This window comes from Nitrososphaera sp., from assembly GCA_039938515.1.
In the GTDB taxonomy this organism is placed as follows: Archaea; Thermoproteota; Nitrososphaeria; order Nitrososphaerales; family Nitrososphaeraceae; genus Nitrososphaera.
In genome coordinates, this window is the sequence record JBDUUL010000012.1 from 1 (window position 1) to 14,239 (window position 14,239).

Here is a 14,239-nt window from a genome sequence, read left to right on the forward strand (position 1 = left end):
GCGGCCTGACTTATACGATAATGCCCGTCAGCTATGGAGGGTACGTCTTTGACCACTGGGCAGACTCGTCAGGTCCGTCGACAAGGAACATTGCAATAAGTTCGGACACAACGCTGACGGCCGTATATAGAAGCTCGTCAGAAGCTCCCACAGCTTGCGCCCCCCAACCTGCTTCCCCTACGGTGGCCCCCGCGGCGAAAGCCGCTCCCACCAGTACTGCGGCTTTGGCGCCCATCCAGTCAACACCGTCCCCCTCATCAGTAACGACAACTGCTGCAACTTCTCCCCAAAGCACCCCTTCAAGCCCTGCACCCGCTGCTCCATCAACGCCCCAGCCAGCTCCTCAACCGCCATCTACTCCTCCCCCCACTCAAGTCTCGGTATCGACAGGCTCATTGACCAAAGTCAGCTCCGGAATCCAGGAATATGATTCGCTCACCAGTGGGAACTTTGACTCGGGTCAACTTGCAGCAAACAATCCAAACTCCTGGATCTACTTCGGCTCCGGGCCATCTCAAGGCGCGCCATATTCATATTCTATGGATGCGTCTTCAGGGCTGAAGCTGGCCGTTCAGGCTCTCGGGCCGGGCCAATGGGCAGGCCTCTATGCCGAAACTCCCAAGGAGCCCTCAAACCTCTACCATGCCGTCCTATCTCTTGGCTCCTCATCTCTTGGCGACAACTCATTCAATACAGGTCTCTATGTGCAGACCGCAAACGGCCTGATCAACTATGTCACCTGCGTGGGCTCACTTACACCATCCGGCCCGGTCTGGGCAGTAATCAGAACCACCGGCAACACTGTGCAGGCAACATCGTTCCAAACACTCTGGATGGATACAAGTTCAGGCCAACCATCATCAAGGGACTGCACTATAGTCACCAACGGCTCCAACTATCTGCAGGTCTACCTGGACGGCAGCCTCGTTTATTCGAGCAGCAGTTTAGACCTCCAAATGCCTGCGCCGTTTAACGCCTACCTGGAGGTCCAGTCGTCAACGCAGTCTGGAATGCTGTCTAGTTCATACAGGGACTACTACTCGGCTGCAAATCAGTACATTACCGTTACAAATGCGCCTCCAGGTGACGTTGTAAAGGTCGTGGGCACTGACTCGAGGGTAGTCTCCAGTGCTACTGTGAGTTCAGATGGCTCCGCGCGGGTCGATGTCGGCGCCTACCATATGCCGCTGGCTGGATCAGTGGTGCTTTACGGCCCTGATGGGAGCACGGCCATTGCCTCAGGCGGCTCAGGCTCGCTGTTCGCCGGCGATGTATACAGCATGTCGGGCGCATAGGACGAAAAGGAAGTCCGGCAAGCCCCGCCCTTCTCTTTTTTTTGCCGTTCTTGCTGAGAATCTCAAGCCGGCGAAATCCACACCGGTCCGCCTCCGTAAGTAGTAGTACTAGCATACACACACAAATTATCTTAAAGCAAACCAGCAACAAAGCGATCATGCTCAGTCCGAAGCGCATTGTCATTTTCGCGCTTCTCGCAGTTGACGGTTTGCTCGCGTTCAGCGTCCTGATGAGCGGACCTACGATCCAGTCAGTCGTGGGGCTGATTTTTCTCAATGCAGTAGTCGGCGGGCCTGCGTACGCAGCAAGCTACTTTTTGTCCAAGCGGTCGCCCAAGATTCCAGACCTCAATCCAAAGCCAAAGACCACGGGTGGTTTGTCACTCAACCTTTCGGGCTTGTTCAAAGCAAAGCCTTCCAAACCAAAGAGCTCAAAACCTGCGGTTCATGCCCCGGTACTTACAAAGAAAGGCGAATCCGTCAGCAGCATTGCAGAGCAGCGAATTGCAGACCACCTATCTGAGAAGGGCGTCTCGTACGACTACCTTGTCCTGTCGCGCCTGGCATCGGGAAGGAGAGTCAAGAGATCAGCATTCTATCTCTCAGACTACTCGGCTTTTGTCCTCTTCCGCACTCGATTAAGCTCTGCAGACGGAGGCGAAGGACTCGCGTCTGACGAAGAGACGGAATGGCAGAGAATGAGGCCGGAAGTGCAGGACCTCAAGTTTATTATATTCAGACAGAAGGACTTGAGGAATTTGGAAAGCTCCCTAAACTCAGTTTTGGCTCAGCTTGACAGCCTGCGGATGCCAAGCTGAGAACTACCTTCTGCCACGCGAAGAACATCACGCCGGCGCAGCTTCCGGCTCGCCCTGTCCTTGCGGGGGGAAGGTGTGGGGTCGGCCCCTCCAGGAGACAGGCTTGGCACCCTTGCCAAATATTATTGGCGCAACTGAATAGGCTGCGCAAACTACCAGGAACAACGCTCCCATGGCGCAAAGCAGGGAGTAGGCTGGCGACTGCCTGTACTTCCAAATGCCCTTCACGGCGGTGGTAATAATGACCGCAAGGCACAGCGCCGAGTCAGCGATAAACAGCGCCGACCACACGCCCGCAGGTTGGTGTGTGCCTCCAGATGCAGCAAGCCCATGGATTGCAGAAAATGGCCACAGCAAGAATGGGAAGATTATCATTCCGATCATGGCAAACTGCTGGAGGAGGGGCGCCCTCTTTTGCCGCATCGCAATCGGAATCACCGTCCGCCTGATTCCGCTCCAAAGAGTCGCAAGATCCCGCGACCACAGTGCTGTCACCAGAGAGTCTATTTTGAACATCTTGATCCTGTATCCGCCCTGCTTGAGAAGCCTGCCCATGCTTGCGTCTTCCTGGATCTCATCCTTGACGCGCGCATAGGTTCCGACACTTTCAAACGCCCTCTTTCGTATCATAAAATAGCTGCCCATGACAAAAGCGACTTTTGATCCCGGATCGTTTGCGTCTGCAATCCCCCTACCAGACACTTCAGAGTAGAGGTTCCAGACTGGCATCACGATCTTTGACCAAAAGTCCCTGAGAGGCAGAAACGGCACACCTGTGAGAACGTCGAGATTCTCTGACAGCATCGCCTCAAGCGTGAGGCGGATAGCTTCCGGGTTATCAAGGTGGCCGTCGGCATCCATGAACAGCAATACCTTTCCCCGGCTGTGAAGATAGCCCTGCTGAGACGCCCATGTCTTCCCGGTCCATCCGTCTGGTTTGGTGTCAATGCTCAACACCCGCAGCTTGCCGCTGAACTGCGTCTGCGCTTCCAATTCCCTCATGATGGCAAGCGTCCTGTCGGTGGAATTGTCGTCTATGGCTATGACCTCGAAATTTGCGTCGCGCTGGAGTAGAATTGAGATTAGGCACTCGCGGATACTTTCCTCTTCGTTGCGGGCCGGGACAATAACACTTACGAGCGGAAGCGGTATTGTGCGGAGCCGCCTCAGCGCTAGCCAATCGCGCTTTGGACGTACGGGGTTCTTTCTGCCCGCTGATTGGATTGAAGGAGTCCTGAAGTGCGAGCTCAGGGACTTTGAGATTAGTACAACCCATGCAGCTGCGGCTGCTAGAATACCGCCCAATAGCGCCGTAGGCAGCACATCGTAATTCTGTACAACAAACAACGAGACGGCGTTCAGAAAGGGGCTGTCTAGCATGCCAGATATGTGGTCAGAATTTGATATAAGCAAAGGCACGAAAAGTACAGTTCAAATCTGACACCTAGTCCGAGACATTCTTGTGCTAAGTCGACTGAGCGGCACCTGACGAGGGTGATTTCTTCATACAGTTGTCCTGGTAGGAAAAGCCCAGCTTCTCATAAAACCGCATTGTCGAGTCGGAGCAGTCCAGGACTATCTTGATACAGCCAGCCTTTTCAGCTTGGAGTACTGCATGTGATACGAGTTTTGCCCCGATGCCTAGCTTTTCAAAGCCCGTTCGAACACTGACATCTTCGATGTGTCCCACCCTGCTTCCTCCAAGAATGAACTTGGGTTCGATAAGGAGGGTTGTCGTGCCAACGACCTGCCTCGATGCAAAGGGTGGCCTCTCCTCTTGAGTCGGAGCACTTGTCGTCGCGACAAAGATTTTGTGTAATGGATTTGATTTGATTTCTTTGAGGATTTCCCTGGCATGTCCGGGCTGAAGCCGCGAAGTGCCAGGAATGAGATTGTCTAGAGAGTCGAGAAAACCCAAAGTAATGTCCTCCTCTTCAAGTTCAGATATCGCGATTTTCGGGATAGCGGTTGCATCAAGAATTCCTCTGGTGGTGCCCGAGGGAGCGGTTGTACTTTGTTCAGAACCAGAGCTTGAACCAGTGACTGGAAGGTCATTCGGCATTATGGCTAGATCCTCCGCCGCAATTCTTATTTGGATTTCAGGCCGCCTCAGCCAAAGAAACGCGTCAGGTTAGTATAATCAAGGAAATTGTAGTTCATTTCTTTGAGGCTCGTTATCATTTCCGACTGGTCTGCCAGCGCGCGGTCGTCATCCTTGGGATGAATAGCCAGTCTGACCATCTGGCTGTTATTCAGAATCTTGTCCCTGAACTTCCGCCTGTTAAGGCCCAAACTCAATGCGTTGAAGTAGGGGGATCCCCTGTCCCAGTTAAGAATGGAGCAGTGAAGCCGGGTATTTTTTCTGAGCAGGAGGATCTCCTGATCAGTTTCAACCAGCGAAAAGCCCGTTTGTTGCAGGGCATCGATGGTGTACTTGTTTACCGCCCATGTTGGCGGAACAAAAACACCCGGGGTGATTCCGGACTTTGAAAGGATTGCTTGGCCTTTTCTCAAGTGGTCAACTGCAGCGACGTAAGAGAAATTGTGGAAATCCTCGATATTGCCCTGGACATCCTCGTGGTAGAGGCCGTGCAGAACTACGGGTTGGTTGTATGACAAAATACTTCCTAGCCATCTCTGATTGTTGCTGATGTCAAACTTTTCATTTGACCTGAAGAGGGGTATCATGGCAAAGCCGAAAGGAACTTCAAGCTTGCTCAGGAGCTCTGCAGCACGAACTATCCTGCTCTCGTACGCGGGAGTCACGTCATGGATTGTAACTGTGGCAAACTTGCTCTTGAGCGCATGTTCGGCGACCCCGAGCTCGTCCATTTCAATCGTCGCCATCTTGTAGTTGACCCAGTAATCCGTGACTACGTCCTTCATGCCGAGCTAGCTTGGAGCTTGAATTTTATTTAACAATGATAAAAGAAATTCATTAGCTAATTTTTCAGCTGTATCAAATGGCAGAGACTGCAGCTCGACTAAAAATTTTATAGCATGGCTCTGCTCTATGGCTACCTGCATGAGTTCCAGTGGGAGTGATGCTAACAGCGGCAAGACAAAGCAAAAATTTGCGTACGCGACAATAAGAATGCCCGACGGATCTGAGCACGAGATACCGCTTGCGCCAAAGCAGTTCAAGACCGGCCGCGAGGGTTACTATTCGCAGGTGCCGTCATTTGTATATGATGGTGAAATCTATGGCGGCCAGATCCAGCTGTGGAAAAAGACAAAGACCGAGTGAGTATTTACGGGCTGCCATAGACTAAACGCGGGCTCATATCAGCCCAAGGTACGCGAGTACGAACCATATCTTTGTCCGAAATGCGATGTACGCCTCTCGCGCAGTGCTCCGGATTAGCATTTGCCAGATAACTTCCTTGGTCGTGACCATCTTGTACTTTTTGTAAACATGGCCCTCCTCGATCTGCTGCTTCTTTGGTACATACCTGGGAACCGTTGCTATCACGGTGCCGGTGCGGCGATACACGTTTGTCTCGAATTTGGGATAATGCTCTGCAAGGTAGTTCTCGACCTTGAGCCACTTCAGGCCTTTGGAGTCAAAATAGTGTTTGGTTGCTGCATCCTCGCCATGCGGGAGGTCGAGGTTGATGTCTTGAAGGTAACTGCGTTTTAGCAACGTCTGTCCGAAAACACCATAGCGCACCTTGGTCAAGTTCTGCACTCGCCTCAGCCTGTAGTACTCTATCCTGCAACCCTCTATGGCGTCGGCCTGGTCCATGTACTTGGACATCTCGTCAAACCATCCCTTTTGAAGCACCATATCCGAGTCAATCACGGCGACCCAGTCCGCCTTTGCGACGCTAAAGCCGAACTGTGTTGCTTGGCCCAGGTTGAGTTCCGGCTTTACGTATATCTCCACGCCGGGATAGCTGGAGGCTATTTTCAGCGTATCGTCAGTCGACCCGCCGTCAACTATGATCACCTTGCGGACGGGGATCTCTGCAAATATCGAGTCAAGACATTGACTCAAGAGTTCTGACGAGTTGCGAGTTCTAATTACAACATCGACAGCGGCATTCTTGTTCTCCTGAGACGATAACAACACTCTGATTCTTGCTTCCTGCAAATTTAACGGTTGAGTGCATTCGTACAAGTGCAAGTAGCATAGTCGGATTAGTGATGATTCAATTCTAAAACTCTTCGCAGAAGCTTTTTGAAGTTCAAGTTGCCTCTGAACCGGAAATTCCATTTGCGCTGCTGTCGCTGCCTGATGAAACGGCTTGAACAGGCCTGTCTGTAGCAGGCAAAACACCTGAATCGGGGGCAACTGCGTTCAGGGTTGCTCTAACCTCTGCAAATTGCTGCAGCCACTCCTGCTGCTTGACAAGTCTAAGCTCATCAATTTCCTCAGTCAGCCTGGGAAGGTTGCTCATTGCTCTCCTGACCGCGGCAGCTATCTGGCCCGGGCTATTGTCAACATAAAGTGTGCCCCTGTCAAAGTATTCCTTCAGTGCAGGCCATGAGGAAGTTATGAGTGGCCTTGCAAGCCCCAGCGCCTCGGCTGCTCCGGAAAGCATCGTGTCGTCGCGGTTTGTAAGTGCCATTACAGCATCGGCGTCTGAGAGCAGCGAAAGGTAGTCGGACTTGGGCAGGTATCCTGTGAAAACCACGTTGCCGTCATTATTTTTGCCGCGAGGAGCCACCCCGAATTTTTCCGCATGCCTGGAGTCGCCTGTGATGTAAAACGTTGCCTCCGGCACTAGGCAGGCAGCCGCGATTACCTCTCTTATTGGCTCGTCGGGCGCAAAGGAACAGACCACTGCCACCTTGAAGGATGATCTTGATGGTTTGCTGAGGTCATTGTCGGTTCGAATCCTTTCAGCAGTGGCAGGCACTCTGTCTGCAAGCACTTGACATCTCTTCACAGAGTACCTCGACATTACCCTTTGCTTCAGCCCGTTATTTGTAACTATGACCAGGCTCGCTCTTCCCAGGATTTTCCTGTGAATGGCCATTAGCCTCGACCAAGGAGGTTCAAAGTCGGCGGTATGGGCGTCCACAATTATTCTTGCATTTCTCTCAAACAGTGAGCGATACAGCAGGGCAGAAATTGTGCAGAAAGGAGACGGCTCCTGGCATATTATTAGGCGAGGTCTTCTCGCTTTCAAGGCTGAAATGCTTTTCATAAGCAGTAGCGGATATTTTACCGGCGTATACCACTTTCTCTTGAACCTGTAGCTAAGGAGGATTAGCTCGGCGCCGAGAGCACTAGAGAGACCTTCTGCTCTTGGGCTTGACGGTGCCCAAACAAGAAACACTGGTCTGACGCGAACGCTGCTTTTCTGAATTGCCGCCTTCGCGGCAACGCTGCCGCCGTCAGATTTTTGTTCATGGTCCCTGCTAGGCTGTTGCATCCGCACATCGCGACGGACGCCGGGCATTTACCAATTAGACAAGAATTCATACACTGATTTAGCCGGAACACATAACCGGAGCGGGATTTCTAGGTTTAACACCCCGGTTGACCAGCCTATCAATTGAAAGTCTGTCACGGCCTCAATTTGCTGAATCTACGTGGCGTTTTCGAGGCTTGTGAAAGTCCGAACTGTCTTCGGTCTGGTTCTTGTCAGCTTCTGCTTCAGACTCGACTATGCTTCCAAACGCGTCAAGGTCTATGGGTTTCTGGAGGCAAACAACCGGGTGCTCGAGTGACCTTACCGACTCGTGCACCACGTCATCCACAAAAGCGCTGATCAAAAGTATCTTTTGCCGCGGCCAGCGGGACTGGATCTCGGCTGCCACAGCAACACCGTCTCTTCTCGGCATCCGATAGTCCAGAATCACTATATCATATGGTTTTTTTGCATTTTCAATCATCTGGAGGCATTCGATGCCATCCTTTGCAATCTCAACCTCGTGGCCTATGGACTCAAGCAGGCTCTTGTAGACAAGAGCTATTGGCTCCTCATCCTCGGCTACCAGCATTCGCAATTTGGGACTAGTTGCGATCCTTGCCCTATAGGCTCATGTCTGTTTAGAGCACTACACTAAACCACAATTTCCCTTTTTGAGGGCTATTGCTTTCAGATATTGTGCAAGAGGCAGAGAATCCTGCTCTTTCTAAGGATATGTATGGATAACATAGTTAATTCACATAGTTAATCTACTCTTAATAGCCCGGGCAGGTGCGGGTATAACCATGGAACCTTCCGCAGGAATGGTGCCCGAGAGGAAACGGCCGGTTATCAACAGCGACAATACCTCAAAACATAACGAGGCCTGGGATAAATTCATGAGAAGGCCCATCTCGCAAGACGTTGTGCCTCCTGCGCGGCCGGATGACGAGGTCTACGTGCACAAGCTGCGCGTGGGCGAGGCAAAATCCACCGATGCAGGTCGCAACATAATCAGGATTGACGCCTCGTCATTAATCCTGCTTGGAATCAAGGTAGGCGATATTGTGGTTATTGCGGGCGCCAACGGTTTCAGGGCCGCAGCCCTCTGCCTCGACTCCGAGATAATGGAGGTAGAGCCTGTAATCAGGATGGATAGGGTGATGCGCACCAACCTTGGCTTGGCACTGGGCGACCTCATGCCCTGCTCATCTATTAAAGTCGTCCAAGCTGTACCCGACTCAACTGAGCGCGAAATAATCCTAGACCCGTTGGTCCCCAAAGTGCCAGCGGCGATTGACGAAGCTTATCTCGCCCGGGCTTTGAGGGGGATGCCGCTTGTGGCAGGCCAGGCTATTGTCGTTCCGTACTTTGGCGGCGTCTGGTATCCGTTTATAGTGCTCCGCATACTTTCCCCCACCTCGACAGACGTGCTGCGACGCAGCAACCAGCCAGAGTTTGTGGCAATAGTCGGCCCAAGCACGCGGCTTGTATTTGGCGCATCAGGCCTTTCGACCTGAACGGAACCCGAAGGCCGACTCCGCGGCGATCATTCTTAATAGCAGGAGGAACGGCTCTAGCAAGGTATTTCAGGAATGAAAGAAGCTATCACTGAGCGCGTCGAGCAAATTTCCAAGCGCCACGACACAACCGATACCCAGCCCGGCTCAATGAAGCCGCTTTTCCCGAAAGCAGAGTTTGAATCGCGGCTTGAAAGACTCCGCCTGGCGATGAAAGACTCAGGGCTCGACGTGGCCATTGCGACGGCGCCTGTCAACATTTTTTGGACGTCAGGTTACCTGGGTTCGCCCTCCCATCGAAAGACTCCTGAATTTATTCATGCCGCAAGCTATCCTTGGGTCCTAGTGCCTCAATCCGGCGAACCCGTGATAGTGGGAAACGCTGGTGCCCTGGTCTCCTATGAAAAGGAGACCACTATCTCCCGGATCTACACCCATCATCCAACGAAGGACAGGGTTCCCTCACTTGTTGACGCTCTGAGAAGCGAGCATCTTATCTCGGACAGCTCGGATGGAAAGAGAATCGGCCTAGATTTCGGAGACTATGAGTCCATGTTGGTGCCTCAATATCAGAACCTAGCCAAGCTGCTTGCTGGATCCGCACGTGTAACTGATGCCACTGATCTTTTTCAGCGCACTCGAATTTTGCGGTCAAACCGGGAGATAGAATCATTGAGGATCGCTTCAGACATCCAGAACAGGGCCTTTGCCATGTTCTTTAGGAATGTGCAGAAAGGCATGAACGAGCTGGAACTCACCGCACTTATGGAAAGATGCCAGTATGATTGTGGTTCCACCGAGTCGGGAAACGCACTCGTATGGACTCACCCCTCATACGCCCTTTTCAAAAGGCAGTACCCCGACAGGCTGATGAAAGATGGCGATGTGCAGTGGGTAGACGGCGGGGCTGTTTACAACGGCTACCATGCGGACTATGACCAGCTTCTTGTCTACGGAAGCGCCAACTCGAAGCAGCTGCACACATTTGGCGCAATGAAAAAAACTTACGATCAGGCAATACCGGATTTCTTCAGGCAGAACAAGCCTTTTTCGGAGATTGCCCGGCAGGTGATGGCTCTCATGAAGAAAAACGGTCTTCAGAATCCGCTAGAGCCAGAAATCTTTCTCGGTCACAACTTGGGTTATCTTATGGTCGAGCCGCCATACTTTGGCACTTTCACTGACCCGAGTCTGGTACTGAAGCCGGGCATGGTGATTGCGCCGGAATGGTTTACCATGACAGAATACGGGCCAATACTCTATGAACGAAATTATGTCGTGCGCCAGGACGGAAGCCTCGAAGAGATCTCTCGATTTGAAAAGGAGCTTGTAGAAGTAGGAAACCGGTAGCGGCGCACCTGTAACCTACACAGATGCGCTGATTTTATTTGAGGCGAAATTATGGTTCAGGTAACGCAGTAGCCGCTGGGCGTCACGCTGCGCAATCCGAATATTATCGGCAAGTACTGCCTTTTTCCCTTTCACAATGCTGACCTTGACAATCGATTCTTCGCCTTGCATCGAAATTGACATATCGAGTTCAGGGCCTTTCATCATGAAACCTTTTATGGGCTCCGCAATCAGGCGGCGGCCCTCATCCGCTAATCGTGGGGAAGAGAACTCCATCTCATGCCGGTTGATGCTGTCCTCGACAGTAAATACGAGTCCACCGTTTTCCTTCTTTAAGAGTCTGAGGACGTATTTCTCTATCGCCTCAACCTCGATAGAGTCGGATACTGGTTCATCGTGAACTTGTGCTACTGCCTTGGGTCGCCAGACCATGCCCTGCCGGGCAACAGTGATGGAGTACTTGCCCTCGCCCCCGCTGACGCGCAAATGCTCGTCAACTGTCTTTTGCAAATCGTCAAGAGGCATAGGGCGGGTCGGGCCCCGGAACCACTGGTTGCGAGCGTCCTCCGTATCCTTTTCGCCGGTGTATCCTAGGATGTAGGTGTCCTTTGCATTCCACCGGCGAACAAGGTTGTACGCCTCGGAAACCGATATAGTTCCAGTCGACGGGTGCTCGTTATAACTCTCCGTTCCGACAATGAGCAGGTCGGGATTCCACATCAGGTTTGCATCGACGTTTGGCAGCGTGAGAAAATCCCAACCACAGATTATCTTACTACCGGCGTACCTGACTACGTAAATAACCGCACCCGGCGAGCTTCCAAAATCGCCCGAGTGCTCTGCCTGAACCGGTACGATCGAAAAGGGGCCGAGATCAAATGACTGAGAAGGAACTACGTGCGAAATCCGTCCGGACAAAGCCGGCGAGTCTTTCAAAATCTGGTCGGCACACTCTTTGGTGCAGTATACCTTCAATTCCCTGCCTTGCGCAGCCGCAAGGATGGACTCGATCCCGGCGTACTGATCCTTGTGCCCATGAGTGATAAGTATCGCATCCGGAGAAGATCCGATGTCATCTGAAGCTTGCTTCAAGCTAGATTCAACCCCCGGACCCGCCCCGACGAGTACGTGAAATCTTCTTCCGTCCGAATTTCCAACTATGGAACAAGAAGAGCATGCGCCTTCTTGTGACTGCTTCGTGAGCACCCCGTTTACACGAATAAGCAAGGCACCTTCCATGTCTAATCCAGTACTAGACAAGGAGCATCCTACTTAAACCTAAAGGCTGGTTCTTCGCTGATTTTCTAGGCCGCCGCTGCCTGACCTGCGATCACCGGCTTTTCCACTTTAGCCTTTACGAAGTGAATCCTCTTGTAGTGGTTCCTGAGTTCGCCCAGGCTGCCGCCAACAACCCTCTTGCATCTGGGACAAACCCACTTCTCGGCGCAAATACCCATGAGACGGTTTATCATGTATGGCTTATAGGAGTTATAGCAGCTGGACTGAGGAGCTGCTATACTCCTGCGAGCTTCACGTGCCCGTATAGCCGGGCATTGTTCAATTCTCCAATCTCGCTTCTCTTGTGCTTTCTACGCTCAAGGACGTATCCGCTGGTGGAATGATAGATTATGACCATGTCTTTTGGATAAAACGAAAGCATTTCGTGGTTCTCAAAATCCGTAGCCATGTGTCTCAAGTGAATCCGCTCCCAGGAAAATAGGTCGTCCATCTTGCCTGCAAAATGAAAAGTGCTCCCGCAAGGGCAGTCTACATCACGCCAGCTGCCTTTGAGGTTGCGCAGCCATACGGAATCATTAGCCCGTTTTGCGTTGTTTTCCATCATAGCAGTGTAGCTAGGACATTGACATTGTCCGATTATTATAGCTAGCCGCCCGTCATTCTCGTGAATCTACTCGTGCTCTGGGTTTCTCTGATATAATCAAGGTTTGCAAGCGCCACCTCTGCGGACTCCCTTACCTCCTCACTCTCGTCTTTTTCCAGGGCCCCAAGCAAGATTTCGCGTGCATCCTCAGACCCTATGACGCCCATGGCCACTGCCGCCTCATGCCTCACGAAAAAACTCGGGTCATGCTTCACGGCCTCACCAAGGGCTCCAATGCCGCTTGTCAGCCCGAGCTGGCCCAATGAAAAAGCCGCCTCGTGACGTACAAGGGCATTCCTGTCGTGAAGCAAAACCCTGCCAATGGGCTCTACTGCGTTCTCGCCGGCAATTTCTGCGAGAATGCATACTGCCCGCGTGCGGACTATGCTGTCCGGGTGCGTTAAAAGGCCCTTAAAGTATCCTTGATTATTGCTCTCAAATTGCCGTTCCATCTCTTCAAAGAGTGAAAGCCTATCCGGTGAGGCCGCACCAGTAGTTGCAGAGGAGGCAGGTTTTGTCGTCATGTTGCAAACCCACTTGTGTCGGTGTTACTTTTTTGTGTTTTGAATCTCAAGGTTATTATAAATAATGCCTGAGGTATCTGTTGCCGATGCGCGTAAGGTTCTGGCGTCTCACAATAAACGACCTGTTAAATGCAAACTATCCGGCCGAAAAAGCCAACCATTGGGATATCAAATGCATGCAGGGCGAGTTCGAGCATTTCGGGGTATTCTGGTTCAGGTACGGAATCCCGTTTGACAAAGAGCCGGTCAACGGACTTGGAGTGTACTTCAACGAGATTCCTAAGCAGACAGTAGAAGGCGTCCTCGCTTTCCTTCAGTCAAAGTTCGGCGGGAGGATAAAGTACCGCCAGTCAAGGGCGTTTCTTGAAGGAGCAAGAGAATTCACGGACGCAAAGTCGATAGGTCTCCTGGCAAACGAGCTGAGCCTCAAGTTCAACGCCCCGGTGGAGCTGACGGTTGAGTTCGAGAAAGCAGACAAGGATGAGGTGGACCAGGACAAGTTTGGCCTGCCTGCGTCAAAGGCTCTCCCAATAACTGGCCCCGATTAGGGTTAAGATCCGCACATGTCTAGCAAGAATGGACAGACAATAATTATATCCCGTCTGCCTGCTAGTACTCGCTGAAGGGAAAGACTCGATGAGCGGAGAAATGACCCTGATGGAGCACTTCCACGAGCTCCGCGGGAGGGTAATTCACATTGCCGTCTCGGTAATTGTAGTCTCGCTCTTCTGCATGAGTTTTGGACTAAGGACGTTCGAGTACGGTGGCGTAACTTTAGTTTATCCATTCCCAGACCCGATTCACAACGTTGCCGTAGGCTTGACTCATTACATGCAGGAATCGCTTCTTCCACATGAAGTGCGCCTCATTCAGACGGCACCAGGACAGGCATTTTTCGCGCAGTTTAACGTTGCATTGCTTCTAGGCGTGCTAGCTTCGCTCCCGGTGATAGTAATGGAAATATCGGGCTTTGTTTCACCGGCTATCAGCAGCAGGACCAAAGGCAGCATCGCCAAGGTCCTGTTCTTCGTCTTTGTTCTCTTTGCGGCAGGAATAATTTTTTCATATCTTTTCGTAATTCCATTTACGCTTGACTTCCTTTACAAGTACGGGCAGGCAATAGGCGTGGAGACATTTCTCAACGTGAATGACTTTATCGCTTTTGTCATGCAGTTCTTTGTGGGCTTTGGCGTGGCGTTTCAGCTCCCGATCATAATGTACGTGGTCTCTCTGACTGAAGCCATTTCACCGAGATTCTGGCGAAATAACTTAAGGTATGCGATAATTGCAATAGCAATATTTGGCGCTGCTATTACCCCAGACGGAAGCGGGATAACGATGTGGTTTGTTTCTCTGCCCATGATCGGGTTATATCTGGCAGGAATGTTTGTCGTTGAGCGCAGAGCCCACAGCCTTCAGGGCCCGGAACGTCAGACCGGCGAAAGACCCGTGCAACTGTGAGTCCCCGGATGCGGACACCTTTACGATAA

At 51.9% G+C, this 14,239-nt stretch carries 17 protein-coding genes; 7 read left to right on the forward strand and 10 right to left on the reverse strand.

Going from position 1 to position 14,239, the window contains the following annotated elements; translation table 11 throughout:
* Positions 1 to 1,295 (forward strand): hypothetical protein (locus ABI361_07085; GenBank protein MEO9320420.1); only part of this gene is annotated, 1,295 nt, incomplete at its 5' end.
* 158 nt (positions 1,296 to 1,453) lie between these two features.
* The gene (locus tag ABI361_07090; protein ID MEO9320421.1) at positions 1,454 to 2,113 is read left to right on the forward strand and encodes a hypothetical protein; all 660 of its coding nucleotides are present in this window, start codon (positions 1,454 to 1,456) and stop codon (positions 2,111 to 2,113) included.
* A 27-nt stretch (positions 2,114 to 2,140) separates the two neighbouring features.
* Here ABI361_07090 and ABI361_07095 read toward each other — a convergent pair whose 3' ends face one another.
* From ABI361_07095 to ABI361_07105, 3 genes are all read right to left on the reverse strand, one after another.
* Positions 2,141 to 3,493, reverse strand: coding sequence for a glycosyltransferase family 2 protein (locus ABI361_07095; GenBank protein ID MEO9320422.1), 1,353 nt, complete (start codon positions 3,491 to 3,493; stop codon positions 2,141 to 2,143).
* A gap of 85 nt (positions 3,494 to 3,578) precedes the next feature.
* Positions 3,579 to 4,175 carry a GNAT family N-acetyltransferase gene (locus tag ABI361_07100; GenBank protein MEO9320423.1) on the reverse strand — a complete coding sequence of 199 codons (597 nt, stop codon included), beginning with the start codon at positions 4,173 to 4,175 and terminating at the stop codon, positions 3,579 to 3,581.
* A 47-nt stretch (positions 4,176 to 4,222) separates the two neighbouring features.
* Positions 4,223 to 4,999 carry a DUF2334 domain-containing protein gene (locus ABI361_07105; protein MEO9320424.1) on the reverse strand — a complete coding sequence of 259 codons (777 nt, stop codon included), beginning with the start codon at positions 4,997 to 4,999 and terminating at the stop codon, positions 4,223 to 4,225.
* 139 nt (positions 5,000 to 5,138) lie between these two features.
* On the opposite strand from ABI361_07105, the gene ABI361_07110 reads away from it, so the two are divergent.
* Complete coding sequence (locus tag ABI361_07110) at positions 5,139 to 5,360, forward strand: hypothetical protein (protein MEO9320425.1); 222 nt, start codon at positions 5,139 to 5,141, stop codon at positions 5,358 to 5,360.
* A gap of 33 nt (positions 5,361 to 5,393) precedes the next feature.
* Here the strand turns inward: ABI361_07110 and ABI361_07115 are convergent, their stop codons facing one another.
* The 3 genes from ABI361_07115 to ABI361_07125 all read right to left on the reverse strand — a co-directional run bounded on the left by ABI361_07115 (position 5,394) and on the right by ABI361_07125 (position 8,065).
* Positions 5,394 to 6,182, reverse strand: coding sequence for a glycosyltransferase family 2 protein (locus ABI361_07115; GenBank protein ID MEO9320426.1), 789 nt, complete (start codon positions 6,180 to 6,182; stop codon positions 5,394 to 5,396).
* Between the two features lie 118 nt (positions 6,183 to 6,300).
* A complete protein-coding gene (locus ABI361_07120; protein MEO9320427.1) occupies positions 6,301 to 7,494 on the reverse strand; it encodes a glycosyltransferase in 1,194 nt (397 codons plus the stop codon).
* Between the two features lie 142 nt (positions 7,495 to 7,636).
* Positions 7,637 to 8,065: a response regulator gene (locus ABI361_07125; GenBank protein MEO9320428.1), complete on the reverse strand. Its 429-nt coding sequence runs from the start codon at positions 8,063 to 8,065 to the stop codon at positions 7,637 to 7,639.
* A gap of 214 nt (positions 8,066 to 8,279) precedes the next feature.
* Between ABI361_07125 and ABI361_07130 the strand changes: the two genes are divergently transcribed.
* Together ABI361_07130 and ABI361_07135 are read left to right on the forward strand one after the other, a co-directional pair.
* Positions 8,280 to 8,993: a hypothetical protein gene (locus tag ABI361_07130; protein ID MEO9320429.1), complete on the forward strand. Its 714-nt coding sequence runs from the start codon at positions 8,280 to 8,282 to the stop codon at positions 8,991 to 8,993.
* A gap of 75 nt (positions 8,994 to 9,068) precedes the next feature.
* Complete coding sequence (locus tag ABI361_07135; protein MEO9320430.1) at positions 9,069 to 10,343, forward strand: M24 family metallopeptidase; 1,275 nt, start codon at positions 9,069 to 9,071, stop codon at positions 10,341 to 10,343.
* Between the two features lie 15 nt (positions 10,344 to 10,358).
* Here the strand turns inward: ABI361_07135 and ABI361_07140 are convergent, their stop codons facing one another.
* The 4 genes from ABI361_07140 to ABI361_07155 all read right to left on the reverse strand — a co-directional run bounded on the left by ABI361_07140 (position 10,359) and on the right by ABI361_07155 (position 12,749).
* Complete coding sequence (locus ABI361_07140) at positions 10,359 to 11,582, reverse strand: MBL fold metallo-hydrolase (GenBank protein ID MEO9320431.1); 1,224 nt, start codon at positions 11,580 to 11,582, stop codon at positions 10,359 to 10,361.
* 65 nt (positions 11,583 to 11,647) lie between these two features.
* A complete protein-coding gene (locus tag ABI361_07145) occupies positions 11,648 to 11,800 on the reverse strand; it encodes a hypothetical protein (GenBank protein ID MEO9320432.1) in 153 nt (50 codons plus the stop codon).
* Positions 11,801 to 11,856: 56 nt separating this feature from the next.
* Positions 11,857 to 12,186, reverse strand: a complete 330-nt coding sequence (locus ABI361_07150) for a hypothetical protein (GenBank protein ID MEO9320433.1) — start codon at positions 12,184 to 12,186, stop codon at positions 11,857 to 11,859.
* Positions 12,187 to 12,227: 41 nt separating this feature from the next.
* Positions 12,228 to 12,749 carry a HEAT repeat domain-containing protein gene (locus ABI361_07155; GenBank protein MEO9320434.1) on the reverse strand — a complete coding sequence of 174 codons (522 nt, stop codon included), beginning with the start codon at positions 12,747 to 12,749 and terminating at the stop codon, positions 12,228 to 12,230.
* A gap of 86 nt (positions 12,750 to 12,835) precedes the next feature.
* Here ABI361_07155 and ABI361_07160 point away from each other — a divergent pair, with 86 nt between their 5' ends.
* Together ABI361_07160 and tatC are read left to right on the forward strand one after the other, a co-directional pair.
* Positions 12,836 to 13,297 carry a hypothetical protein gene (locus ABI361_07160; protein ID MEO9320435.1) on the forward strand — a complete coding sequence of 154 codons (462 nt, stop codon included), beginning with the start codon at positions 12,836 to 12,838 and terminating at the stop codon, positions 13,295 to 13,297.
* Positions 13,298 to 13,385: 88 nt separating this feature from the next.
* Positions 13,386 to 14,210 carry a twin-arginine translocase subunit TatC gene (gene tatC / locus ABI361_07165; GenBank protein ID MEO9320436.1) on the forward strand — a complete coding sequence of 275 codons (825 nt, stop codon included), beginning with the start codon at positions 13,386 to 13,388 and terminating at the stop codon, positions 14,208 to 14,210.
* Positions 14,211 to 14,239 lie beyond the last annotated feature (29 nt).